Raw genomic sequence first — 25249 nt, 5'->3', positions numbered from 1 at the left:
CCCGACGCCGGAGTGACCCCATGAACGCTCGCAAGACCTTCCTCGCCGGCCTGCTGCTCGCCGGGGCGCCAGCCGTCGCGCAGGCGGGGGAACTCGTCATTCCACTGCCGGCCGGTGCCAAGGCCGAGACCATCAAGGCGCACTACACCTGCGGCACCTTCGGCACTGTCGAGGCGCGCTATTTCAACGCGCCGCCGGTGGCGCTGGCGAGCCTGGCGTTCAAGGGCGAGTTCATGGTGGTGTCGAATGTCATCGCCGGCTCGGGCGCGCGCTATGCCGGCGGCACATACATCTGGTGGACCAAGGGCAACAAGGCCGACCTCTACGACGTGACCTTGGGCGAGGATGCGGCGCCGGTCGCCTCCTGTTCCACGACGCCCTGAGCGGGCTCCTCTCGATGCGCGGGACGCTTGCGCGGCGGGCGGCGAACTTCGGGAAGATGGCGCTGGATGACCTGGAACAGCAAAGCGGTGGTCCAGCCGAACATCATGATGCCGCTGCCGGCCGTCATCGGGCCGATCAGGCGCGTCGTGGTCTGCTGGAGCGAATCGCCATAGCCGAGGGCGGTGTAGTTGACGAAGGCAGAGTAGTAGGCGTCCTCGTGATGCACCACGAGGCCCTTATGGGCATAGACGAAGGCCCAGATGCCGACCTCCACCAGATGAGCCGCGAGCAGCACGACGTTGGCAACCATCAGCGCCACCATCAGACGCAGGCGCGGGTGATGGGACAGCAGGTTTTCATACGGGTCCGTGTAGTCGATGAGGACATAGGTCGCCATCAGGTGGACCAGCATCACCAGCAGCATCACGGTGATGCCGGTGGCGACCTCGTTGAAGAACATCGTGGTCTCCCGGGGGGCGGCGGAGGAGGGAAGAAATGCCTCAGGATATAAGCATTCGCGCGCTTAATACGGCGGAAATCCAGCTGGCGCTCGACTGGGCCGGCGCGGAGGGCTGGAATCCTGGTCTTGGTGACGCCGCCTGCTTTGCCGCCGTGGACCCGGGCGGCTTTCTTGTGGCGGAAATGGAGGGCGCGCCGGCGGCGGTGATCTCGGTGGTGAATTACGACGCGCGCTTCGCCTTTCTCGGCTTTTACATCGTGCGGCCGGAGATGCGCGGGCGGGGGATTGGTTTTCGCCTGTGGCAGGCGGGCCTGGCCCATGCCGGGGAACGCACGATCGGGCTCGACGGTGTGCTGGCGCAGCAGGCGAACTATGCGCGGGAAGGCTTTGTCTTCGCCCATCGGAACATCCGCTTTGAGGGCGTGCCGGGGCCGGGCGAGGCCGGTGCGACGGTCGATCTCGCGCAGGTACCGTTCGAGGCGATAGCGACGACCGACGCGCAGGTGTTTCCCGCTCCCCGCGCGGCGTTCCTGAAAGCCTGGCTTACAGCCCCACGCCATGCCGGCCGGGCGGTGCTGCGCGAGGGGCGGCTCAAAGGCTGGGGCGTGGTCCGCCCGGCGCGGGCGGGGTGGAAGATCGGCCCGCTCATCGCCGAAGACGCCGAAGTCGCGGACGAGCTGTTTCGGGCGCTTCGGGCGGCGGCGGGGGACGCGCCGATCGTGCTCGACGTGCCCGAACCGAATGTGCAGGCGGTGGCGCTGGCCCAGCGGCATCGGCTCGGCCCGGTGTTCGAGACTGCCCGGATGTATCGCGGCTCACTCCGCCCGGCGACGCTTGAGCCGCTCTTTGGCGTCACCAGCTTCGAGCTCGGCTGAACCCCTGCGACGCCCGGTTTTCGGCGCCCACAGCGTGGCAATAACCACGCCGGCCAGCACCAGCGCATAGCCGGCGGCGTGGTAGAGATGGGGGCGCTCGCCGAGGAAGACGATGGCCAGCGCCGAGCCGAACACCGGCATCAGGTGAAAGAACGGCGCGGCGCGGTTCGGCCCAACCAGTTGCACCGCGCGATTGAAGAACAGATAGGCCAGCACCGAGGGGAACAGCGCGACATAGATGATGGCGGTGAGCGCCTTCGCGTCGAAGACGAGCGGCGGGCCGACCGCCCGTTCGACGAGGAAGAGCGGCGTCAGCATCAGCATGCCGAGGCCGAGGCTGAAGCCGAGGAAGCCGAGGGCGGAGAAGGCCGGTCGGCGCGCCAGCAGCGAAGAATAGGCGCCATAGAGCACCATCGCCGCGATCATCCAGAGGTCGCCCTCATTGAACGCGATGTTCACCAGCACCGCTGGATCGCCCCGGCAGATGATGGTCAGCACGCCCAGCAGCGACAGGAAGATGCCGGCCGCCTGGCCCATCGAGAGCCGTTCGCCATTTATCAGCAGCGACCACAGGGCGATGAGCAGCGGTCCCGTCGACTGGATCAGCAGGGCGTTGAGCGCCGGGGTGAATTCCAGCGCGTGGTACTGCATGGTGTTGAACAGCGTGATGCCGGTGAGCGCGAGCAGGCCGACCAGTTTCCAGTGGCGGCGCAGCAGCGGCCAGTCCGCCCGCATCGCCTGCCACGCGAAGGGCAGTAGAATCAGCACCGCCAGCGCCCAGCGCAGCCAGGCAAGGCTCGCCGGCGGCACATGCCCGGCCACATGGCGCCCCATCACGATGTTGCCCGCCCAGAAGAGCGAGACGAGGGTGAGCAGCAGATAGGGCGCGTCGAACAGGCGGCGGAACATCAGCAAGGCCGGGTGCGGAACGGGTGGCCCACCGAGGCTCTAAAGCAATTTCGCCGCGCTGGCGCTGCCGCGCCCCTTGGCGCCTCCATGAAATATTCTGATCCATCCTCGCGCGGAGGCGATGTGTGCGGCGCGGCGCGGTGGCAGGCGCGGGCGCACGGGAGGGGCGATGTTCAAGCCTCGGCGCGGATGTGCAGCCTCGTGCCCCAGGGGTCGGCGACGGCAAAACCCTGTGGGCGTATCGTCACGGCCTCGCCCGACGCGGCGAGCCGGTCTCGCACCGCTTCCACCGAGGCGGTATCGGGCAGGATGACCTCGAACGCGACCAGGCCGACGCTGCCCGAGGGGGCCTGCTCGCCGCCCCGGCTCTGCCAGATGTTGAGCCCCAGATGATGGTGATAGCCACCCGCGCTGACGAACAGCGCGCCGGGATAACGATCCGTCGTCACCGTGAAGCCGAGCCCATCGACATAGAAGCGGCGCGCGGCCGCAAGATCGCCGACCTGGAGATGCACATGGCCGACGCGCGTGCCCTCGGGCATCGGCGCGTCGAGCGGGACGGCCTCGGGCGCGTCGCCCAGCAACTGGCGCAGGTCGAGCGGCTGGGTCGCCATCTCGACTGTCTTCCTGTCCCAACGCCAGTCGCTTTCCGGCCGGTCGCGATAGATCTCGATGCCGTTGCCGTCGGGATCGTCGAGATAAAGCGCCTCGCTCACCAGATGGTCGGAAGCGCCGAGCCGCACGCCCTGCGCGATCAGCCGGCGGAGCACGACGGCGAGGGCGGGCCGGTCCGGCACCAGCAGGGCCACGTGGAACAGGCCGGTGGTGCCGCGCGGGCGGGCGCCGGCGTCGGGCGCACCCACCAGTTCGATCAGCGTCTCCCCCTCGACGCCCAGGCGCAGGCTGCCGTCGTCGTTCCTGCCAAGGAGAGCAAGCCCCACCGTGCCGGTGTAGAACGCCGCCGCGCGGGCCGCGTCACGTACGCGCAGGCGCACCGCCCCCATGCGCAGCCCGGCCGGCAGGGTCGGCACCGGGCCGGCGGAGGGGGGCGGGGCAATGGAGGTGGTTGTCATATCGGGTCCTCGCGACGACGGCGTTCACTGTCCCTAAGGTCGTGCAACGCCCGCCGCCCCGCAATCGGCAGATGATTGCAGGCTCGCAATACCGCCCTGCCATTGCCGCCCGAAGACCGGCGAAATGTGCACCGCATCGCTGGCAGTGCCGGCGTTCTTGCCTCTCCCGGTGTCATCCCTTAAGACGATGCAGCCCCGGTCGGACGTTTCGCCGGGGCTTTGTCTGTGCGCGGGCACGGCACGCCGCCGCACCCCGCCTCGCAATGCAGGAGCGTGGCTCAGTGGCGAATGTGGTCGTCGTCGGTTCCCAGTGGGGCGACGAGGGAAAGGGCAAGATTGTCGATTGGCTCAGCGAGCAGGCGGACGTCGTTGTCCGCTTCCAGGGCGGGCATAATGCCGGCCATACGCTCGTTGTCGGCGACAAGACCTACAAGCTGTCGCTGCTGCCGTCCGGCGTAGTGCGCGGCGCGCGTCTGTCGATCATCGGCAATGGCGTCGTGCTCGACCCGTGGGCGCTGGTCGACGAGATCACCCGCATCACCGGGCAGGGCATCGAGGTGACGCCGGAGCGGCTGCGCGTGGCGGAGACTGTCGCGCTCATCCTGCCGTTGCACCGCGAACTGGACGCGATTCGCGAGAACGCCTCCGCCGGCACCAAGATCGGCACCACCAAGCGCGGCATCGGCCCGGCCTATGAGGACAAGGTGGGCCGGCGCGCCATCCGCCTCGTCGATCTCGCCACGCCGGAGACGCTCGACGCCAAGATCGACCGGCTGCTGGCGCACCACAACGCGCTGCGGCGCGGCCTTGGCATCGAGGAGGTCGACGGCGCGCGGCTGCGCGACGAGCTGACCGAGATCGCGCCGAAGGTTCTTCCCTATATGGACCGCGCCTGGGCCCTGCTGGACGATGAGCGCCGGCGCGGCGCCAAGATCCTGTTCGAGGGCGCGCAGGGCGCGCTGCTAGATGTCGACCACGGCACCTATCCCTTCGTCACCTCGTCCAACACGGTGGCGGCGCAGGCGGCCACGGGTTCCGGCCTCGGCCCGGGCGCGATCGGCTATGTGCTGGGGATCACCAAGGCCTACACCACCCGCGTCGGCGAAGGCCCGTTCCCGACCGAGCTGCACGACGACACCGGCCGCCGGATCGGCGAGCGCGGCCGCGAATTCGGCACCGTCACCGGCCGTCCGCGCCGCTGCGGCTGGTTCGACGCGGCGCTGGTGCGCCAGACGGTGCGGACTTCCGGCATCAACGGCATCGCGCTGACCAAGCTCGACGTGCTCGACGGATTCGACGAGCTGAAGATCTGCACGCGCTACCGCCTCGACGGGCAGGAGATCGACTATTTTCCCGCCGGGCAGGACGCTCAGGCGCGGGTGGAGCCGATCTATGTGACCATCGAGGGCTGGACCGAATCGACGGCGGGCGCCCGTTCCTGGGCCGATCTGCCGGCCGAAGCGGTGAAGTATGTGCGCCTCATCGAGGAACTGATCGGCTGCCCGGTGGCTTTGCTGTCCACCAGCCCCGAGCGGGATGATACGATTCTCGTGCAGAACCCTTTCGAATCCTGACGCTCCACCCCGGACCCGATCGCTCCCCATGGCCGACTACTACCCGCTCATCGCCCGCGCCATTGGCGGCCTCCCCGAAAAGACCGGGGAGGCGCGCAAGGCTGTCTATGAGCGGGCCCGGCGGGCGCTTCTCGCCCAGCTGACAGCCGTCGACCCGCCCCTCTCCCAGCCCGATGTCGCCCGGGAGCAGCAGGCGCTTGAGACGGCGATCAGCCGGGCGGAAGCCGACTTCAGCACCGTGGCGCCGCCGCCTGCCGCCGCGCCGCCGCCCCGGGCTCCGAGCTGGCCGCCTGCCGGCCTCACGCCTGCCGCGCCGCCGGCAGCGCCACCTGCAGCGTCCGCGCCGCCACCGGCCGCTTCCGCGCCTTCGGCGCCGGTTTCTCCCCCTCCGGTGCCGCCAGTGCCCGCGCCGCCGCCCGCCGCCCGGGCGCCGTTGACAGCCCCCCCTGCGCCGTCGACCTTTCCTGCTGCAGCTCCTCCCGCGCGTACCCCGGAGCGGCCGTTCGAGCGTGCGGCCGAGCCGACGACGGGGTTCCATCCGACCGAAGCGGAAGCGGTTGCCGCCGGGCTGGAGCCTCCCCGTAGCGCCGGCGGCTCGTCCGACTGGCGCCGGGAGGCCACGCGGCTGGTGCGCGAGCGGGAAGCGGAAGAAGCCGCGTATCACGCCGGCGCCGAAGAACCGTCGGCACACGAGCCCGCCGCTGCCGAGGTGCCGCCGCCTGCCAAGGGCGGACGCGGCCGCCTCGTGGCCATTCTTGTCTTCCTGCTGCTGCTGATCGCCGGTGGCGTTGTCGGCTATACCCAGCGCGAGACCATTGTCGCGCTGATCAATGGGGCCGGCGGTGTCACCTCATCGCCCTCGGCCGAGGCTCCGGCGACCTCCGCGCCTGCGGATGCCGCCAAGTCGACCGACCGTATCGTGCAGGCCGACGACGTGGCCGCCCCGGCGGCCTCGACCGCTCCGCAAGCCGGCAGTGCCGCCGGCACGGCCATCGGCGCCGAGCAGCGCGCCGTGCTGTTCGAGGAGAGCCCGGGCGGCGGCGAGCAGGGCCTGCAGCAATATGTCGGCACGGTCGAGTGGAGCACGGAAAGTGCGAGCGCCAGCGACGGCCAGCCGGCCGATATCGGCGTGCGGGCGGAAATCTCGATCCCGGCCCGCAATGTCAGCGCCACGCTGACCTTCCGCCGCAATCAGGACCCGTCGATTCCGGCCTCGCATATTCTCGAAATCCAGTTCAAGCTGCCGGCAGGCTTCGATCTCGGCAGCATTTCCAGCGTGCCGGGCATGCGGGCCAAGGCTTCCGAGGGCGCCCAGGGGGCGCCGCTGGTCGGCCTCGCCGTGCGCGTGGCGCCGAACTATTTCCTGGTCGGCCTGTCGTCGCTGCCGGCGGATGTGCAGCGCAATCTCGGCTTCATCATCACCCGCAACTGGCTCGACCTGCCGCTAGTGTTCGAGAACGGCCGCCGCGCCATTCTCGTTCTGGAAAAGGGCGGTGCGGGCGATCAGGCGTTCCGCGAGGCCTTCACGGCCTGGGGCCTTCCGGTTGGCCCGGCGCAGAACGCCAACTGACAGGCTACCGCCACGGTCTCGGTCGGCTATTCGGGGGGAGCGTCGCGCTCCCCCTTTTTGTTGGGCCCGGTACGGGGCGCCGCGCGCCACGAGCATGCCCCCGTCTGCGGCGTCATGCGTCCGGGCGTGAGCGGCAGTCGGCAGGAGCAACCCGGCGGGGCTAGAATAATGGCGGCCGTGTTTGCGGAACGGCCGGGCGCGGAAGAGGGCGCGGCACGGGAGCCGGGATGCTTGGCCGGCCGGACATATGAAAAAGCCCCGCGGCATCGCTGCCACGGGGCTTTGTGTTGCAGGCCTGCCTGAGAGGTCAGGCGGCGGCGCGCTTGTTCAGCACATCCACCAGCGTCTTGCCGAGGCGCGCGGGCGAGGGGGACACGACGATCCCGGCCTCTTCCATCGCCGCGATCTTGTCTTCCGCGCCGCCCTTGCCGCCCGAGATGATGGCGCCGGCATGGCCCATGCGGCGACCGGGGGGAGCCGTGCGGCCGGCGATGAAGCCGACCATCGGCTTCTTGCGGCCGCGCTTGGCTTCGTCCTTGATGAACTGCGCCGCTTCTTCCTCGGCCGAGCCGCCGATTTCGCCGATCATGACGATGGACTCGGTGGCGTCGTCGGCCAGGAACATCTCCAGCATGTCGATGAACTCGGTGCCCTTGACCGGATCGCCGCCAATGCCGACAGCGGTGGTCTGGCCCAGGCCCTCCTGCGAGGTCTGGAACACCGCTTCATAGGTGAGCGTGCCGGAGCGCGAGACGATGCCGACCTTGCCCTGCTTGAAGATGTTGGCCGGCATGATGCCGATCTTGCACTCGCCGGCGGTGACGATGCCGGGGCAGTTGGGGCCGACGAGGCGGGACTTGGAACCGTCCAGCGCCCGGCGCACCTTCACCATGTCGAGCACCGGAATGCCTTCGGTGATGCAGACGATGAGCGGGATCTCAGCCGCGATCGCCTCGCAGATGGCGTCCGCCGCGCCCGGGGGCGGGACATAGATCACCGACGCATCGGCGCCGGTCTTGTCACGGGCCTCGGCGACGGTGTCGAACACCGGCAGGCCGAGATGGACCGCGCCACCCTTGCCCGGCGAGGTGCCGCCGACCACGTTCGAGCCATAGGCCATGGCCTGCTCGGAGTGGAAGGTGCCGTTCTTGCCGGTGAAGCCCTGGGTGATGATCTTGGTGTTCTTGTTGATGAGAATGGACATCAGGCGGCTCCCTGCACAGCCTTGACGATCTTCTGGGCGGCGTCGTCGAGATCGTCCGCCGGGATGACGTTCAGGCCGCTTTCACGGATGATGGTCTTGCCTTCCTCGACATTGGTACCTTCGAGGCGCACCACCAGCGGAACCTTGAGGCCGACCGTCTTCACCGCAGCGATGACGCCGCGCGCGATGACGTCGCACTTCATGATGCCACCGAAGATGTTGACGAGGATGCCCTTCACGCTCGGGTCCGAGGTGATGATCTGGAACGCCGCCGTCACCTTCTCCTCGGTGGCACCGCCGCCGACGTCGAGGAAGTTGGCGGGCTCTTCGCCGTAGAGCTTGATGATGTCGAGCGTGGCCATGGCGAGGCCGGCGCCGTTGACCATGCAGCCGATCGAGCCGTCGAGCGCGATATAGGCGAGGTCATATTTCGAGGCCTCGATCTCCTTGGCGTCTTCCTCGGTCTCGTCGCGCAGCGCGACCACGTCCGCATGGCGGTAGAGCGAGTTGGAATCGAAGGAAATCTTGGCGTCGAGGCACTTCAGCTTGCCGTCCTTGGTGACGACCAGCGGGTTGATCTCCAGCATCGCCATGTCCTTGCCGACGAAGGCGGCATAGAGCTTGGAGACGATGTCGCCGGCCTGCTTGGCGAGGTCGCCGGTGAGGCCGAGCGCCTGAGCGACGGTGCGGCCGTGATGGGGCATCACGCCGGTGGCCGGGTCGATGGAGAAGGTGTGGATCTTCTCGGGCGTCGAGTGGGCGACTTCCTCGATGTCCATGCCGCCTTCGGTGGACACGACGAAGGCGACGCGCGAGGTGGCGCGGTCGACGAGGGCGGAGAGGTAGAACTCCTTCTCGATCTCGGAGCCTTCCTCGATATAGACGCGGTTGACCTGCTTGCCGGCCGGTCCGGTCTGGATCGTCACCAGCGTCTTGCCGAGAATCTGCTTGGCATTGGCGGCGGCATCGGCGGCGGACTTGACGACGCGCACGCCGCCCTTCTCGCCGGCATCGGCCTCCTTGAACTTGCCCTTGCCGCGCCCGCCGGCGTGGATCTGGCTCTTCACCACCCAGACCGGGCCGGCGACCTTGGCCGCAGCGGCTTCCGCCTCGGCGGCGTCGATAATGGCAACGCCGTTCGGCACCGGGACCCCGTATTCGCGGAGCACTCCCTTGGCCTGATACTCATGGATGTTCATAAATTCCGCTCCTCCACAACCGGACGGTCGGGAGGGCTGCCGAAGGCCCCCCCGTCGATTGGCGTATCCTATTTCCCTATAGGCGCTGACGCGCCAAGACGCTACTGCGCCGAAACGCAGGCGCCCTATGCCGCTACTGCACGAAGGTGTTGCTGAGCGTGCCGATGCCCTCGATCACGATATCCACCGTGTTGCTCGGGGCCTTCATCACGCCGACGCCCACCGACGTGCCGCAGCAAATTATGTCGCCGGGGTTCAGCGTCATGTCGTGCGAGATGCGGCTCACCAACTGGTGGGCCGAGAACACCATGTCGCTGATCGGGTAGCGCTGGCGCTCGTCACCGTTGAGCACGGTGCAGACGACGAGGCTCGCGGGATCGACGTCGGTCGCGACCACGGGGCCGAACGGGCCGAAGCCGTCGAAGCTCTTGGCCCGCACCCACTGGGCGAAGGTAGCATCCTTGTTGATGATGTCCGCCGCCGTGATGTCGTTTACGCAGGTGTAGCCGAAGATGTAGTCGCCCGCCTGTTCCTCGGAGACGGCGGTCGCCTTCCGGCCGATGACGATGCCAAGCTCGCCCTCATAGACGACCTTGCCGTCATAGGAAGCCGGCCGGTGGACGGTGGCGCCGGGGCTGGTGAGGCTGGAGCCGGCCTTCAGCAGATAGAGCGGATCGGCCGGGACGGGCGAGTTGAGCTTTGCCGCGAGGGCATGGAAATTGTTCCACAGCGCGATGATCTTGGTCGGCTCCGTCGGGGCGAGGAGGTCGACCTCGGAGAGCGCGACGCGCTCTCCGGTCGGGGTGGCGTCATTGAACATGTCGCCGCTGTAGACGGTGATGGTGGTGCCCTCAAGCGTGCCGAAGCCGGCAGCGCCCGAGCGCTGGTAACGAACCCAGTGTGCCATGTGTCGCCGAACTCAGTTGTAGCAGCCGGCGATCTGCGCGCGCTGGCGAACCAGGGCGAGCACGACGTCGAGGGTGGGGGTCGGGATTCCGGCGAGGCGGCCCATTTCCTGGACGACCGTGACCAGCGCGTCGATCTCCATGGCGCGGGACCGTTCGAGATCCTGCAGCATCGAGGTCTTGTGCGCGCCGACCGCGCCCGCGCCGTCGATGCGGCGCTCGACGCCGACGCGGAAGTTCACGCCGGACTGGACGGCGATTTCCTGCGCCTCAAGCATCATCGCCTTGGCAATGGCACGGGTGCCGGGATCGGAGGCGATCACGTCCAGCGTGGCGTGGGTGAGGGCGCTGATCGGGTTGAAGCAGAGATTGCCCCACAGCTTCAGCCACAGCTCGTCGCGGATGTTGGGAAGCACAGGCGCGCGCATGCCACCCGCCGTGAAGGCTTCCGACAGCTTGGTGGCGCGCTCGGTGATCTCGCCCGAGGGCTCGCCCAGCGGGAACTTGTCGCCATAGACGTGCTTGATGACGCCCGGCTCGACCACTTCGGTGGCGGGATAGACGATGCAGCCAATGGCGCGCTCGGGGCGCAGGCCGGCCCACTGCTTGCCACCGGGATCGACGCTTTCCAGCGTCTTACCTTCGAGGTGGTCGCCATGCTTGTAATAGTACCAGTAGGGCACGCCGTTGACGGCGGTGACCACGGCGGTGTCGTTGCCCAGCAGAGGCTGCATGGCATCGACCACACCCGGCACCGAATGGGCCTTGAGGGCGACGATGACATAGTCCTGCGGGCCGAGTTCGGCCGGGTTGTCGGAGCAGGGAATGTGCTCGACACGCTCTTCGCCGTCGATGAGCAGCTTGAGGCCGTTCTTCTTCATGGCTTCGAGATGGGCGCCACGGGCAACGAGGCTGACATCGACGCCCGCCCGCTTGAGCTGAACGCCGACATAACCGCCGATGGCGCCGGCACCATAGATGCAGACCTTCATGGGATTCCCTCCTATGTCCAGGCTACCCCCGCGGCGCCCGGAACTTTGTTTGGTATTTTGTATGCCATGATTAGGTGCGATGAGCCCCTAGTCAAGAGCGAAGGCACGGGCGTGATAAAACGTCGCGCATGTTTAGCCGCTTCGCATTTCCTCGCGGGGCGTGTTTGCGACGGGTCACTTAAGTTACTTCGGCCGACACCGCCTTGTCCACGGTGTATAGGCCAGAACAATTGTCTGAATGAATACGCAAAAGACGGCGCGGGGTGCCGCGTTTCACTGGCCGGACAGCAATGCTTACTTTTCTCGCCAAAAACAGTTCGGGGGCGCCAAGCGCCCCCGAAGGTCTTTCTGAATTATGAATTCAGATGGTATCAGGCATCCGGCGCGACGGTGTGATTTGCCATCAGTTCCAGAGCCTTGACGAGCGCCGAGTGATCCCAGGCCGAGCCGCCATTGGCCGCGCAGGTGCTGAAAAGCTGCTGCGCCAGAGCCGTCGAGGGCAGCGCCATCTGCATCTGCCGCGCACCGTTCAGGGCCAGGTTCAGGTCCTTCTGGTGCAGCTCGATGCGGAAGCCCGGGTTGAAGGTGCGGTTGATCATCCGCTCGCCATGGACTTCCAGGATGCGCGAATTGGCGAAGCCGCCCATCAGCGCCTGACGCACCTTGGCCGGGTCCGCACCCGCCTTGGAGGCGAACAGCAGAGCCTCGCCGACGGCGAGGATGTTTAGCGCGACGATGATCTGGTTGGCGACCTTGGTGGTCTGGCCATCGCCATTGCCGCCGACGAGCGTGATGTTCTTGCCCATCTTCTCGAACAGCGGCTTCACCGTGGCGAAGGCGCCATCCGGTCCGCCGACCATGATGGTGAGCGAAGCCGCCTTGGCGCCCACTTCGCCGCCGGAAACCGGGGCGTCGAGATAGTCGCAGCCGAGCTCGTTGATCTTCTTGGCGAACTCCTTCGTTTCGACCGGAGCGATGGAGCTCATGTCGACGACGATCTTGCCGGCCGAGAGGCCCGCCGCGATGCCGTTTTCGCCGAACAGGGCGGCGGCGACGTGGGGGGTGTCCGGCACCATGGTGATGATGATGTCGGCGTTCTTCGCCACTTCCGTGCCGCTGGCGCAGGCGACGCCGCCCTTGCCCGTCAGCTCGGCCGGAACCGGCTTGACGTCGTAGAGATAGAGCGTGTGGCCCGCGTCGATGAGATGACCGGCCATGGGCGCGCCCATGATGCCGAGACCGACAAATCCAACATTCGCCATCGTCTTATCCTCGTTTTCCTAGGAGTTTCGTTTCTTGACCGGCATGGCCTCACGCCGCGCCAGCGAGTTCCTTGAGCCAGCCGAGGCCCGCTTCGGTGTCGCCCTTCGGCTTGTATTCGCAGCCCACCCAGCCCTCATAGCCGATGGCATCGAGATGGCGGAACAGGAAGGGGTAGTTGATCTCGCCGGTGCCGGGCTCGTTACGGCCGGGATTGTCGGCAAGCTGCACATGCGCGATGGAGGCAAGGTTCGCCTCGATGGTGCGGGCGAGATCGCCCTCCATGATCTGCATGTGGTAGATATCGTACTGGATGAAGAGGTTGTCGGAGCCGACTTCCTCGATGATCGCCTTCGCCTGCTTCGTGTAGTTCAGGAAGAAGCCGGGAATGTCCCGCGTGTTGATCGGCTCGATCAGCAGCTTGAGACCGGCTTCCTTGATCTTCGGCGCGGCGAACTTCAAATTGTTGACGAAGGTGTTGTGCAGCAGCTCGCGGTCGGCACCGGCGGGCACGATGCCGGCGAGGATGTTGACCTGCGGGCAGCCGAGCGCCGTGGCGTACTCGATCGCCTTGTCGACGCCGGCGCGAAACTCGTCCACGCGCTCGGGAAGGATCGCGATGCCGCGCTCGCCGCCGCCCCAATTGCCGGCGGGGAGATTGTGCAGCACCTGCTTCAGGTTGTTGGCCTTCAGCTTGGCGACCAGCTCATCGACGGGGAAGTCATAGGGGAACAGGTATTCGACGCCGGTGAAACCGGCGGCGGCGGCCTTCTCGAACCGATCGAGGAAGGGCACCTCGTTGAACAGCATGGTGAGATTGGCGGCAAAACGGGGCATGGACCGCTCCTGGGGCATTCGGAAGATGGACGGGCCCCTCGCCCCGGCGGGGAGAGGAGTGGGGTGAGGGAGCTACCGCACTGCGGAGGCTTTTTCCCTCACCCGCCGCTACGCGGCGACCTCTCCCCAACGGGGAGAGGAAAGTAAAGATTATTCGGCCCGCGAATGAACGCGAACCCATGCTCACGCCTTGGAAGCGCCTTCCAGCGGCAGGTCGAGCACGTCCTCGAACTCGTTCACGGCGTCGATCTCGGTGCCCATGGCGATGTTGGTGACGCGCTCAAGGATGAATTCCATCACGACGGGCACCTGGTGCTCCTTCATCAGCGCCTTGGCGCGGACGAAGGCGTCCTTGAACTCGTTCGGCGAGGAGACGCGGACCGCCTTGCAGCCGAGGCCCTCGGCCACCGCCACGTGGTCGACGCCGTAGCCGGCATTTTCCTCGGCGTTGATGTTGTCGAAGGCGAGCGAGACCTCGAAGTCCATGTTGAACCCGCGCTGGGCCTGACGGATCAGGCCGAGATAGGAGTTGTTCACGACGACGTGGATGTAGGGCAGCTTGTGCTGGGCGCCCACCGCCAGTTCCTCGATGAGGAACTGGAAGTCGTAATCGCCCGAGAGCGCCACGATCTCCGCGTCCGGGTCCGCCGCGCGCACGCCGAGCGCCGCCGGCAGGGTCCAACCGAGCGGGCCGGCCTGGCCGCAATTAATCCAGTTGCGGGGCTCATAGACGTGCAGCATCTGCGCGCCGGCGATCTGGCTGAGGCCGATGGTCGAGACGTAGCGGGTGTTGCGCCCGAACGCTTCGTTCATCTCTTCATAAACGCGCTGCGGCTTGAGCGGCACATTGTCGAAATGCGTCTTGCGCAGCATGGTGTTCTTGCGGTCGAGGCATTCCTTGGCCCAGCCGCTGCGATCCTTCAGCTTGCCGGCGGCCTTCATTTCCTTGGCGACATCGAGGAACATGTCCAGCGCCGCGCCGGCATCGGAGACGATGCCGAGATCGGGGCCGAACACGCGGCCGATCTGGGTCGGCTCGATGTCGACGTGAATGAACTTGCGGCCCTTGGTGTAGACGTCCACCGAGCCTGTGTGGCGGTTCGCCCAGCGATTGCCGATGCCGAACACGAAGTCCGAGGCCAGCATCGTGGCATTGCCGTAGCGGTGCGAGGTCTGCAGGCCGCACATGCCGGCCATCAGGTCGTGATCGTCGGGAATCGTGCCCCAGCCCATCAGGGTCGGGATGACAGGCACGCCGGTCAATTCGGCGAACTCGACGAGCTGCTTGGACGCATCCGCGTTGATGACGCCGCCGCCGGAGACGATGAGCGGGCGCTCCGCCTCGTTGAGCATGGCAATGGCCTTCTCGGCCTGCTTGCGGGTCAGCTTGGGCTTGTAGACCTCGAGCGGGGAATAGGTCTCCTCGTCGAATTCGATCTCGGCCATCTGCACGTCGATCGGCAGGTCGATCAGCACCGGGCCGGGACGGCCGGAGCGCATGACGTGGAAGGCCTGCTGGAACACCATCGGCACGAGCGCCGGCTCGCGGACCATGACCGACCACTTGGCGAGCGGCTTCGCGATCGATTCGATGTCGACGGCCTGGAAGTCTTCCTTGTAGAGGCGGGCGCGGGGCGCCTGGCCGGTGATGCAGAGGATCGGGATCGAATCCGCGGCGGCCGAATACAGGCCGGTGATCATGTCGGTGCCGGCCGGGCCGGAGGTGCCGATGCACACGCCGATATTGCCGGCGGCGGCGCGGGTGTAACCCTCGGCCATGTGCGATGCGGCTTCGACGTGACGGGCAAGGATATGCCGTATCGAGCCGCGGGCGCGCATGGCGGAATAGAACGGATTGATCGCGGCGCCGGGAACGCCGAAGGCGACAGTGATGCCTTCCTTCTCAAGAATCCGGATCGCGGCATCGACGGCACGCATCTTGGCCATGGCACTTCCTCCTCGCGTCGCAGGCTGGCGGGGGCTCGCCCCTCATGGGGCTGGCGGCGCCCGGCACCGGCCATTCCGACCTGTTCAAAACGTTTATTCGGCCACCGCACGCCTTGTCAGGCACCGGGTTCAGAGAACCGGGTGCATGCTGCAAAGCGGCATCATTCTTTCCGCGCTGCGGAATGAATTTCCGAAATCGCGGAAAACATGCCACGTCATCCTCATTTCCGCAATACGGGATGTATTTCTAGTTTGCGAAAAAAGAACGGATGCGCCTTTATGCGGGGGAAGCGACGCGACCGAGCGGTGGCATGGATCGGCGGCGAGCGGAGAGTGGGCAGGGACCGTGTTCCCGTCCCCGAATTTCGGAGGTTATCTGCGGATGAACCAGGCTGTTCCGACCGTGCGCCGCCGTGGCCGTCCTTCCTCCGCCACCGGCACAGAGGGCGGGGGCGAGGTGCAGTCGCTTGACCGCGCCATCGCCCTTCTGGAAGTGCTGGCGCTCGCGGACGGGCTGACGCTGAGCGAGGTGGCGCGCGCCGCCGAACTGCCGACCTCCACCGTGCACCGGCTGCTGACCACGCTGGAGCGGCGGGGCCTTGTCGGCCACGATGCCGCGACCGGGCTGTGGATGGTCGGCATCGGCCTGTTCCGCGTCGGCTCGGCGTATTTGCGCATCCGCAAGCTGCCGGAAATCGCCCGTTCGCTGCTGCGCGAGCTGTCGCACGGGGTGAACGAGACGGTGAACCTGTCGCTGATCGAGGGGCCGCATCTGGTCTGCGTCGCGCAGGTGGAAAGCCATGCGGCCGTGCGCGCCTTCTTCCGCATCGGCGGCGACCTGCCGATCCATGCGTCGGGTGGTGGCAAGGCGATCCTCTCGGGCATGAACCTGGAGGCGCGGCGCGCCTGGCTGGGCGGTGATCAACTCCAGCGCTACACCGAGCATACGCATGTCAGCCGGCGCGCCCTGCAGGCGGACCTCGCCGAGATTGCCGAGCGCGGCTTCTCCATCGACGATGAGGAGCACACGCCGGGCATGCGCTGCGTGGCGGCGGCGGTACTGGACGAATGGCGCGAGCCGGTGGGGGCGATCTCGATTTCGGCGCCGACGGTGCGGATGCCGCCCGAGCGCATCGCCGATCTCGGCGCCCGCGTGCGCGAGGCCGCGCGGCGGCTGACGACGCAATATTCGGGGCGGTAGACGGCAAAAAAATGCCGGCGCATTGAGCGCCGGCACCAGTCGCCTAGGAGGAACCGAACGTCGGGTAAACCTTCGTCCTGCTCCGGGAGGCTCGTTGGCTATTCCACTCCGCCGCTTAGCCCTTTCCGATCAGGTGGAATCACCTGATCGAAGAGAAGGTGCTCATTAATTAAGAAGCTGGAGCATTTTCTCGTCGCGAAAGTCGTTCAACTTTCGCGGAAAATGCTCTAGCCGCGCAGCTTCGAGAGAAATGCCGATAGGTCCGCGCGGTTTCCCGCGGGGAGGCGGGCGGCGCGACCGGCGCGCCGCCCGGAAGTTGATCAGACCAAAGTGGTCAGACAGCCTTGGCGTCGTGCAGGGCGACGATCTCTTCCTGCGAATAGCCGAGATCGGCGAGCACTTCATTGGTGTGCTGGCCGAGCAGCGGCGAGGCGGTGATTTCGACCTCGACGTCGGAGAACTTGATCGGCGAGCCGACGGTCAGGTACTTGCCGAGCTTGGGGTGATCGACCTCGACCACGGTGCCGCTCTTGCGCAGCGACGGGTCGTTGGCGATTTCCTTCATCGACAGCACCGGGGCGCACGGGATGTCGAACTTGCGCAGGATGTCGATGGCCTCGAACTTCGTCTTGTCGGCGAGCCAGGACTCGATGAAGGCAAAGATGTCGAAGATCTTGTCCTGGCGCGCTTCGGCGGTGTTGTAGGCCGCGTCGTCGATCCATTCCGGCTTGCCCAGCGCCTTGCAGATCGGCGCCCAGGCATGGCCCTGAATGGTGAAGTAGATGTAGGCGTTCGGGTCGGTTTCCCAGCCCTTGCACTTCAGCACCCAGCCCGGCTGACCGCCGCCGCCGGCATTGCCGCCGCGCGGCACGACGTCGGAGAACTCGCCGTGGGGGTACTGGGGGTACTCTTCGAGATAGCCGAGAGCATCCAGGCGCTGCTGGTCGCGCAGCTTGACGCGGCAGAGGTTGAGCACCGAATCCTGCATCGACACGGCGACCTTCTGGCCCTTGCCGGTCTTGCCCTTCTGGTGAAGGGCGGTGAGGATGCCGATGGCCAGATGCATGCCGGTGTTGGAATCGCCGAGAGCGGCGGCCGACACGGTCGGCGGGCCATCCCAGAAGCCGGTGGTGGAGGCGGCGCCGCCGGCGCACTGCGCGACGTTCTCGTAGACCTTCAGGTCCTCATAGGCGTGGCCTTCCGAGAAGCCCTTGACCGAGGCGAGAACCATGCCGGGGTTGAGCGACTGGATGTGCTCCCAGGTGAAGCCCATGCGGTCGAGCGCGCCGGGGCCGAAATTCTCGACCATCACGTCCGACTCTTTGATGAGCTTGGTGAGAACTTCCTTGCCCTGCGCCGTCTTGGTGTCGAGCGTCAGCGAGCGCTTGTTGGAGTTCAGCATGGTGAAATACAGCGCGTCGGCGTCCTTGACATGACGCAGCTGCGAGCGCGTGACGTCGCCCGAACCGGGGCGCTCGACCTTGATCACGTCGGCGCCGAACCAGGCAAGAAGCTGCGTGCAGGCCGGACCGGCCTGGACGTGCGTGAAATCGATGATCTTAATACCTTCGAGGGGCTTAGACATTGTAGTCGACTTCCCTTTTTCCGTTAACAGTCCGACGGAGGCTCACCCTGCCGCCGGAATGAGACGCCCATCCCTCTTGGATGGACATCATACTTCTCCCCATGCCCCCAATTCCCGACGGGATCGGCAGACATCTCCCAGGGGGGGATCGACTTCGGAACGACTCACGATTTTGTTCGTCCACCCTGGTCTCACGTTCCATCGGGCGTCGGCGCAGATCGCGCTCTTCGCCCGGCAGACCGTTCCTCGCGACGCGCCGCGACGCTATTCGCCGGGCGCCCCGTTCGTTCGTTTCCTCCCGCCGCCGGGAGGCCTGCTTGACGGCCGGCGTGAACGCCGACCGTCAATTTCCTGTGCCGCCCGCAGGCGGCAAAGCCTCACGCAACGGGCGTCACTCGGCCGCGAGGCGCACCGGCTCGCCGACGGCGCCGGACGCCTTGATGCGGGCGATCTCGTCGCCGCCGAACCCAAGCACCCCGGCGAGAATCTCCTCGGTGTGCTCGCCCAGCAGCGGCGAACGCTCGACCTCGACATCGTTATCCGACAGCTTGATCGGGTTGCCGACGGTGAGGTACTTGCCGCGCGTGGGGTGGTCGATCTCGACCAGCGTCCCGGTCGCGTAGAGCGACTTGTCCTCGGCGATCTCCTTCATCGAGAGCACCGGGCCGCAGGGGATGTCGACCTCGTTGAGGATTTCCATCGCTTCGAACTTGGTGTGGGCCATGGTCCACGATTCGACGCGGTGGAAGATCTCGTTGAGGTGGGGCAGGCGCGCCGCCGGCGTGGCGTAGTTCGGATCGGTCTTCCAGTCCGGCTCGCCGATGACGTCGCAGATCTTCGCCCAGACCGGGGCCTGGGTGATGAAATAGATATAGGCGTTGGGATCGGTTTCCCAACCCTTGCACTTGAGAATGCGGCCGGGCTGGCCGCCGCCGGAATCATTGCCGGCACGCGGCACCGAATCGCCGAAGGGCAGGCCCTCGCCGAACTGGCTGTATTCGCGCAGCGGGCCGCGCTCCAGGCGCTGCTGGTCACGCATCTTCACGCGGCAGAAGTTCAGCACGGCGTCCTGCATGGCGCAGAGCACCTTCTGGCCACGGCCGGTCAGCGTGCGCTGGTAGAGCGCCGTCACGATGCCGAGGGCGAGGTGCAGGCCGGTGCCGCTGTCGCCGATCTGGGCGGCGGTGACGAGAGGAAGCCCGTCGCGGAAACCCGTGGTCGAGGCCGAACCGCCGGTGCACTGGGCGACGTTCTCATAGACCTTGCAATCCTCGAACGGCCCGGGACCGAAGCCCTTCACCGAGGCGAGGATGATGCGCGGGTTGAGTTCCTGGATGCGCTCCCAGGTGAAGCCCATGCGGTCGAGCGCGCCCGGTGCGAAATTCTCGACCATCACGTCGCAAATCTTCACCAGCTCCTCAAGGACCTTCTTGCCCTCGGGGTTCTTGGTGTCGAGCGTGATGGAGCGCTTGTTGGAGTTCAGCATCGTGAAGTAGAGGCTGTCCGCGTTGGGGACATCGCGCAGCTGGGCGCGGGTCACGTCACCCTCGCCGGGCCGCTCTACCTTGATCACATCGGCCCCGAACCACGCGAGAAGCTGCGTGCAGGTGGGGCCGGACTGAACATGGGTGAAATCGAGGACGCGAACGCCGTCCAATGCCTTGCCCATGGGGTTCCTCTCGAGATGACCCGGCTTTTCGCCGTTGTGTCGTTGCAGCGGGGATGGGACGGGTGGGGAATTTGCCGCTCCCCACCCGTCCCGGTTTGACTTACTTCTTCTTCACGACGCTCTGCGGGTTGAGGCTGCCGATATTGCCGCTCTCGCTGCCGGCGGCCGGGTCGATCACGGCGTTGATGAGGGTCGGCTTGCCGCTATCCATCGCCTCGTCCACGGCGCGCTTGAGCTCGTCCGGGGTCGTGACATGGACGCCCACGCCGCCGAAGGCTTCCATCATCTTGTCGTAGCGCGAGTCGGCGACGAACACGGTGGTGCCGGGATCGCGACCCGTCGGGTCGGTGTCGGTGCCGCGATAGATGCCGTTATTGTTGAAGATAACGACGCAGACCGGCAGGTTGTAGCGGCAGATGGTTTCAACTTCCATGCCGGAGAAGCCGAAGGCGCTGTCGCCCTCGACGGCCAGCACCGGCTTGCCGGTCTCGACCGCCGCGCCGATGGCGAAGCCCATACCGATGCCCATCACGCCCCAGGTGCCGACGTCCAGGCGCTTGCGCGGCTGGTACATGTCGATCACGCCACGGGCGAGGTCCAGCGTGTTCGCGCCCTCATTGACGAGGATCGCGTCCGGGCGCTCCTTGATGACCTGCTTCAGCGCGCCGAGCGCGGAATGGAAATCCATCGGGGTCGAGTTCTTCAGCAGGCGCTGAGACATCTTGCCGATATTGACTTCCTTGCGGGCGTTGATGGCGTCGATCCACTCCGCGGCGGGCGCCTTCCAGCCAGTCTTGATGGCCTCGCTCAGGGCCTCGACGACCGAGCCGATATCACCGACCAGCGGCGCGGCAATCTCGACGTTCGAGTCCATTTCCTTCGGCTCGATGTCGACCTGGATGAACTTCTTCGGGGCGTCGCCCCAGGTCTTGCCCTTGCCGTGCGACAGCAGCCAGTTGAGGCGGGCGCCGATCAGCAGGACGACGTCGGAATCCTTCAGCACCGTCGAGCGGGCGGCGCCGGCCGAGAGCGGATGGTTGTCGGGCAGCAGGCCCTTGGCCATCGACATCGGCAGGAAGGGAATGCCGGAGGTCTCGATGAAGGAGCGGATCTCGTCATCGGCCTGCGCATAGGCGGCGCCCTTGCCGATGATGATGAGCGGCTTCTTCGCCGACTTCAGCACGTCGAGCGCGCGGGTGATGGCGGCCGGGGAGGGGAGCTGCGCCGGGGCGGGGTCGATCACCTTGACCAGCGACTTGGCGCCGGCATCGGCATCCATCACCTGCGAGAACAGCTTGGCCGGCAGGTCGAGATAGACGCCGCCGGGACGGCCGGAGCAGGCCGCGCGGATGGCGCGGGCGACCGCAATGCCGATATCGGCCGCGTGCAGAACGCGGAAGGCGGCCTTGCACAGCGGCTTGGCGATGGCGAGCTGGTCCATCTCCTCATAGTCGCCCTGCTGCAGGTCGACGATCTCGCGCTCCGAAGAGCCGGAGATGAGGATCATGGGGAAGCAGTTGGTGGTGGCGTTCGCCAGGGCGGTGAGGCCGTTGAGGAAGCCCGGCGCCGAAACGGTGAGGCACACGCCCGGCTTCTTGGTCAGAAAGCCGGCGATGGCGGCGGCGTTGCCCGCGTTCTGCTCGTGGCGGAACGAGACGACGCGGATGCCTTCGGCCTGCGCCATGCGGCCCAGATCCGTGATCGGAATCCCCGGCACGCCGTAAATGGTGTCGATATCGTTCAGTTTGAGCGCATCAATGACCAGGTGGAAGCCATCGGTGAGCTCCTGTTCGGTCTCAGCTGCGGCATTCACGTCAATTACCTGTGCGACTGCGGACATCCCGTATTCCCTCCCAAACGTCCTTCGGCGGGTTTTTGCCGCCCTAATCTAGGTCTACGTGGTTCTCGACATGCTCGGCGAGCCGGAGCGTGTGGCCTCTGACCAGACGCTCGGCGCGGTCCGCGTCCCGCGCCTCGAGTGCAACAATGATCTCCAGATGGTCGGATGCCGAACGCTGCGCCCGGTCCATCTCAAAGATCGTGCGGTGGCGGATGGCCCGTACATGGAAGAACAGGTTTTCCGTCATCGCCACGAGCAGCGAAGAGCCGCTCAGCCGGATCAGCGCCTGGTGAAACGCGATATTCGCACTCGAATATTCGTCGCACCGATCACGCTCGATCCGCGCCAGATCGAACTTCTTGAACAACGTCCTCAGCTCGGCGATCGCCTCATCGCTTGCGCGCTGCGTGGCGAGGCGGGCCGCCATGCTTTCCAGCGCCGCCCAGGCCTCGATCATTTCGATGATCTCGGCCTTGGAGCGGCGAACCACCATAATTCCCCGCCGGGGCACGGCGCGGAGCAGGCCCTCCTGCTCCAGCATCGCGACCGCCTCGCGGATCGGCGTCCGGCTTGCGCCGAGACGCTCGGAAATATCGCGCTCGTCGAGCAGCATCGGCTCGCTAGAGCCGTAGATATTCATGTGTGTGATGGCTTCCTTGAGAGCGGCATAGGCCTTGCTCTTGAAGCTCTCCTTGGCCGGCAGGCGCTCGATGGTCAGACCATTCTCACCGCTTTGCCAGTGCTTGCTCACAACTGCCTTGCTGCTCACGGAAGCGTCCTCTGCGGAAAACCCACAGCGGATTTCCGAAAAAGTGGCATACCAAATACCAACATGTCAATTCGTATGCCCCCGTCACGGGGGCGCCTCCGGCTCCTTTTCCTCACCTTTGCCGAGCGCCTTCTCAGCCGTTCCTGACCTTTGGTAAGGAGGGTGGAGCGCACTTGCGTATGCAATATACCACGGACGATCGGGCAATGCGAGAGCGCTGGAACACTTTGCGGCGTGGCGCAGCCAAAAGTTCGCCTCCGGCGGCGCCCGGACAGGCCGCTCCCGTGCTGCCATCACCGCAAGCCCTTGATACGAAAGGCGCCTTCGCCGTGTGGCGCAGGGGTCGAAAACGCGGGCGAGGGCGGCGCGGGACAGTGAGACGGGGCCGGTGCGGGCTCAGGACGGGAACTTGCCGTGCTTCTCGACATGGGCGGCGAGGCCTAGCGTGTGCTCGCGCACCAGCCGCTCGGCGAGATCGGCGTCACGGGCGACCAGAGCGGCGATGATGCCGCGATGCTCCTGCAGCGAGCGTTCCGAGCGGTTTTCCTGCCGCACTGAAACAGCACGGATGCCGCGAATATGGATGAACAGGTTTTCCGTCATCTCGGCGATCATATCGCAGCCGCCGAGCCGGATGATGTTCTGGTGGAACCGGATATTCGCGTTGGAATACTCGTTCATGTGGTCCGCGGGCGCTTCGCCCTCGAAGTCGTGGAACAGCTCCCGCAGTTCCGCGAGCTCACGGTCGCTGGCCCGGCTGGCCGCGAGCCGTGCGGACATGCTCTCCAGCGCCGCCCAGACGACGATCATGTCGATGATCTCGCGCTTGGACTTGCGCACCACAAAGATGCCGCGCCGGGGCACCGAGCGCACGAAGCCTTCCTGTTCGAGGACGGTGAGAGCCTCGCGGATCGGGGTGCGGCTCACGCCGAGATCGTGCGACAACTGCCGCTCGTCGAGCCGGATCTCGCTGTCCTGCCCATACATGTCCATCTCGGTGATGGCCTTCTTGATGGCGTCATAGGCCAGTGTACGAAGGCTGGTATTGGCGGCGAGAGGGGCGATGTTCAGTCTCGTCTGGGTGTCGGCGCTTTCCACGGGCGTTTCCTCGTCAGTTGCTGAAGATGTTGTTCTTGTTGTTGTCCGCTGCAGTTTTCTGCAGGGCGGCCGCTTTCGCCCGGCCAATACGTGCCATTCCTCGGGATCTTTCGCGATTCTCTAGGGCGGAACGGCCTTTGTGAGCATCGTATAACACATACAGAATGTCCATGCGGGAGGGTCCGGGGCGCACGAAGCCGGGACGATCCGCGCCCGCACTCGCCTCGGCAGTCTTTTCCCGATCGCCGCCGCGCCGCGATGCGCCACCGGGCGCCGGTTCAGTCGCGCCAAGGGTTCCTGCTCATCTGACGTTGGGTAATAAAGAACAAGTATTCCCTTCGGTAAGGTGCCGTTAGGTCAGTCGTTCTCCATAGAATTTTAGTTGTTTGTGGTATGCAGAATTTTGCATTACCGAAAATACGTAGTAGGGTCGCCGGAATGGCTGATCGACGACCCGTTTATGTGGTCACGAAAGACGGGCATTCAAAAAGAATAACAGAGATTATCGACTCTCTTTACGTTGGGAAACGTTCGAGGACAACATGACATCTGACGCAACGGCATCCATTAATAAAAAGCGCTGGCTTCAGCTGGTGTTCGGCGTGATCTGCATGTGCATGATCGCCAACATGCAGTATGGCTGGACCTTCTTCGTCAATCCGATGCAGGAAGCCCACGGCTGGGATCGCGCCGCGATCCAGGTGGCGTTCTCCATCTTCATCGTCACCGAAACCTGGCTGGTGCCGGTCGAGGGTTGGTTCGTCGACAAATACGGCCCGCGCGTCGTGGTGCTTTTCGGCGGCGTGTTCTGCGGCCTCGCCTGGGTGATCAACTCCTACGCCGACACGCTCACCATGCTTTATGTCGGTGCGGCGCTGGGCGGCGTCGGTGCCGGCGCGGTGTACGGCACCTGCGTGGGCAATTCGCTTAAGTGGTTTCCCGATCGCCGCGGCCTTGCGGCCGGCATCACTGCCGCCGGCTTCGGCGCCGGCTCGGCGCTGACGGTCATCCCGATCCAAAACATGATCAAGAACCAGGGCTATGAGGCCGCGTTCTTCTATTTCGGCGTGGGTCAGGGCATCGTGATCACGCTGGTCGCGCTTTTTCTTGCCGCGCCGAAGAAGGAGCAGATCGTTGCCTTCGCCGCGAAGGCGATCGCCAAGGTCTCGCAGTCGGCCCGCGATTTCGCGCCGAAGGAGATGCTCTCCACCCCGCTTTTCTGGGTGATGTACGCGATGTTCGTCATGATGGCCGCCGGTGGCCTGATGGCGACCGCCCAGCTTGGCCCGATCGCCAAGGATTTCGGCATCGCCGATATTCCGGTGAGCCTGATCGGCATCACCCTTCCGGCGCTGACCTTCGCCGCCGCGATCGACCGCGTGTTGAACGGCCTTACCCGCCCGTTCTTCGGCTGGGTGTCGGACCAGATCGGCCGTGAAAACACGATGTTCGTGGCCTTCGCCATCGAGGGCGTCGGCATCTACGCGCTGAGCGTGCTCGGCCACAACCCGGTGATGTTCGTCATCCTAACCGGCCTGGTGTTCTTCGCCTGGGGCGAGATCTACTCTCTGTTCCCAGCGATGTGCGGCGATGCGTTCGGCTCGAAGTTCGCCACCACCAATGCGGGCCTGCTCTACACCGCCAAGGGTACGGCGGCGCTGATCGTGCCCTTCACCAGCATTCTCACCACCGTGACGGGCAGCTGGCACGCCGTGTTCATCACGGCAGCGGTGCTGAACATCGTCGCTGCGGTGATGGCGCTCGCGGTGTTGAAGCCGCTGGCCAACGCCCATGGCCGCCGCGCGGCGGCTGCTGCTGCGGGCGCGGCGAAGGGGCCGACCAAGGTGGTGGCGGCCGAGTAGCCGCCTCTCCCTACGGCCAGATTTCTTTCAGGGCCC

22 protein-coding genes are annotated in these 25249 nt (G+C 65.9%); 6 read left to right on the top strand and 16 right to left on the bottom strand.

The window, feature by feature from the left end; genetic code table 11:
- Positions 1 to 20: 20 nt before the first annotated feature.
- Positions 21 to 383 (top strand): MliC family protein, encoded by a 363-nt coding sequence (locus EV667_RS19060; protein ID WP_131836952.1) that lies wholly within the window; start codon positions 21 to 23, stop codon positions 381 to 383.
- Here EV667_RS19060 and EV667_RS19055 read toward each other — a convergent pair.
- The gene (locus EV667_RS19055; RefSeq protein ID WP_131836951.1) at positions 323 to 844 is read right to left on the bottom strand and encodes an ion channel; all 522 of its coding nucleotides are present in this window, start codon (positions 842 to 844) and stop codon (positions 323 to 325) included. The two genes, EV667_RS19060 and EV667_RS19055, sit on opposite strands and share 61 nt — an antisense overlap.
- Before the next feature lie 35 nt (positions 845 to 879).
- On the opposite strand from EV667_RS19055, the gene EV667_RS19050 reads away from it, so the two are divergent.
- Positions 880 to 1719 (top strand): GNAT family N-acetyltransferase, encoded by an 840-nt coding sequence (locus tag EV667_RS19050; RefSeq protein ID WP_131836950.1) that lies wholly within the window; start codon positions 880 to 882, stop codon positions 1717 to 1719.
- On the opposite strand, the gene EV667_RS19045 is transcribed toward EV667_RS19050, so the two are convergent.
- Together EV667_RS19045 and EV667_RS19040 are read right to left on the bottom strand one after the other, a co-directional pair.
- A complete protein-coding gene (locus EV667_RS19045) occupies positions 1660 to 2628 on the bottom strand; it encodes a DMT family transporter (RefSeq protein WP_131836949.1) in 969 nt (322 codons plus the stop codon). The genes EV667_RS19050 and EV667_RS19045 overlap by 60 nt on opposite strands.
- Before the next feature lie 173 nt (positions 2629 to 2801).
- A complete protein-coding gene (locus tag EV667_RS19040; protein WP_131836948.1) occupies positions 2802 to 3701 on the bottom strand; it encodes a VOC family protein in 900 nt (299 codons plus the stop codon).
- A 281-nt stretch (positions 3702 to 3982) separates the two neighbouring features.
- Between EV667_RS19040 and EV667_RS19035 the strand changes: the two genes are divergently transcribed.
- Positions 3983 to 5275, top strand: a complete 1293-nt coding sequence (locus tag EV667_RS19035) for an adenylosuccinate synthase (RefSeq protein ID WP_131836947.1) — start codon at positions 3983 to 3985, stop codon at positions 5273 to 5275.
- A 28-nt stretch (positions 5276 to 5303) separates the two neighbouring features.
- Complete coding sequence (locus tag EV667_RS19030; protein ID WP_131836946.1) at positions 5304 to 6845, top strand: hypothetical protein; 1542 nt, start codon at positions 5304 to 5306, stop codon at positions 6843 to 6845.
- A gap of 307 nt (positions 6846 to 7152) precedes the next feature.
- On the opposite strand, the gene sucD is transcribed toward EV667_RS19030, so the two are convergent.
- From sucD to gcl, 7 genes are all read right to left on the bottom strand, one after another.
- A complete protein-coding gene (gene sucD / locus EV667_RS19025) occupies positions 7153 to 8049 on the bottom strand; it encodes a succinate--CoA ligase subunit alpha (RefSeq protein ID WP_131836945.1) in 897 nt (298 codons plus the stop codon).
- Positions 8049 to 9248, bottom strand: coding sequence for an ADP-forming succinate--CoA ligase subunit beta (sucC, locus tag EV667_RS19020; protein WP_131836944.1), 1200 nt, complete (start codon positions 9246 to 9248; stop codon positions 8049 to 8051). Before sucC ends, sucD begins: the two co-directional genes overlap by 1 nt.
- A 133-nt stretch (positions 9249 to 9381) precedes the next feature.
- Positions 9382 to 10155: a fumarylacetoacetate hydrolase family protein gene (locus EV667_RS19015; protein ID WP_131836943.1), complete on the bottom strand. Its 774-nt coding sequence runs from the start codon at positions 10153 to 10155 to the stop codon at positions 9382 to 9384.
- 12 nt (positions 10156 to 10167) lie between these two features.
- Entirely contained in the window at positions 10168 to 11145 is a 978-nt protein-coding gene (locus EV667_RS19010; RefSeq protein WP_131836942.1) for a 2-dehydropantoate 2-reductase, read from the bottom strand.
- A gap of 371 nt (positions 11146 to 11516) precedes the next feature.
- Complete coding sequence (locus EV667_RS19005; protein WP_131836941.1) at positions 11517 to 12407, bottom strand: 2-hydroxy-3-oxopropionate reductase; 891 nt, start codon at positions 12405 to 12407, stop codon at positions 11517 to 11519.
- 49 nt (positions 12408 to 12456) lie between these two features.
- Positions 12457 to 13242, bottom strand: coding sequence for a 2-oxo-tetronate isomerase (otnI, locus tag EV667_RS19000; protein ID WP_131836940.1), 786 nt, complete (start codon positions 13240 to 13242; stop codon positions 12457 to 12459).
- Between the two features lie 183 nt (positions 13243 to 13425).
- Positions 13426 to 15189 (bottom strand): glyoxylate carboligase, encoded by a 1764-nt coding sequence (gene gcl / locus EV667_RS18995; RefSeq protein WP_131836939.1) that lies wholly within the window; start codon positions 15187 to 15189, stop codon positions 13426 to 13428.
- Positions 15190 to 15571: 382 nt separating this feature from the next.
- Between gcl and EV667_RS18990 the strand changes: the two genes are divergently transcribed.
- Positions 15572 to 16390, top strand: a complete 819-nt coding sequence (locus EV667_RS18990; RefSeq protein ID WP_131836938.1) for an IclR family transcriptional regulator — start codon at positions 15572 to 15574, stop codon at positions 16388 to 16390.
- A gap of 334 nt (positions 16391 to 16724) precedes the next feature.
- Here EV667_RS18990 and frc (EV667_RS18985) read toward each other — a convergent pair whose 3' ends face one another.
- From frc (EV667_RS18985) to EV667_RS22640, 6 genes are all read right to left on the bottom strand, one after another.
- Positions 16725 to 17975 (bottom strand): formyl-CoA transferase, encoded by a 1251-nt coding sequence (gene frc, locus EV667_RS18985; RefSeq protein WP_131836937.1) that lies wholly within the window; start codon positions 17973 to 17975, stop codon positions 16725 to 16727.
- 391 nt (positions 17976 to 18366) lie between these two features.
- Positions 18367 to 19644: a formyl-CoA transferase gene (frc, locus tag EV667_RS18980; protein ID WP_131836936.1), complete on the bottom strand. Its 1278-nt coding sequence runs from the start codon at positions 19642 to 19644 to the stop codon at positions 18367 to 18369.
- 100 nt (positions 19645 to 19744) lie between these two features.
- Positions 19745 to 21484, bottom strand: coding sequence for an oxalyl-CoA decarboxylase (gene oxc / locus EV667_RS18975; protein WP_131836935.1), 1740 nt, complete (start codon positions 21482 to 21484; stop codon positions 19745 to 19747).
- Between the two features lie 43 nt (positions 21485 to 21527).
- A complete protein-coding gene (locus EV667_RS18970) occupies positions 21528 to 22253 on the bottom strand; it encodes a GntR family transcriptional regulator (protein ID WP_131836934.1) in 726 nt (241 codons plus the stop codon).
- A 396-nt stretch (positions 22254 to 22649) separates the two neighbouring features.
- The gene (locus EV667_RS18965; RefSeq protein WP_131836933.1) at positions 22650 to 23351 is read right to left on the bottom strand and encodes a GntR family transcriptional regulator; all 702 of its coding nucleotides are present in this window, start codon (positions 23349 to 23351) and stop codon (positions 22650 to 22652) included.
- 13 nt (positions 23352 to 23364) lie between these two features.
- Positions 23365 to 23523 carry a hypothetical protein gene (locus EV667_RS22640; protein WP_165901656.1) on the bottom strand — a complete coding sequence of 53 codons (159 nt, stop codon included), beginning with the start codon at positions 23521 to 23523 and terminating at the stop codon, positions 23365 to 23367.
- A gap of 370 nt (positions 23524 to 23893) precedes the next feature.
- Here EV667_RS22640 and oxlT point away from each other — a divergent pair, with 370 nt between their 5' ends.
- Positions 23894 to 25213: an oxalate/formate MFS antiporter gene (gene oxlT, locus EV667_RS18960; RefSeq protein ID WP_131836932.1), complete on the top strand. Its 1320-nt coding sequence runs from the start codon at positions 23894 to 23896 to the stop codon at positions 25211 to 25213.
- The last annotated feature ends 36 nt before the right edge of the window (positions 25214 to 25249 follow it).

Origin of the sequence: Ancylobacter aquaticus, assembly GCF_004339465.1 — a bacterium.
GTDB lineage: Bacteria > Pseudomonadota > Alphaproteobacteria > Rhizobiales > Xanthobacteraceae > Ancylobacter > Ancylobacter aquaticus.
The sequence above is the reverse complement of the archived record's forward strand: the minus strand, read 5'-3'. Positions and strand labels throughout refer to the sequence as shown.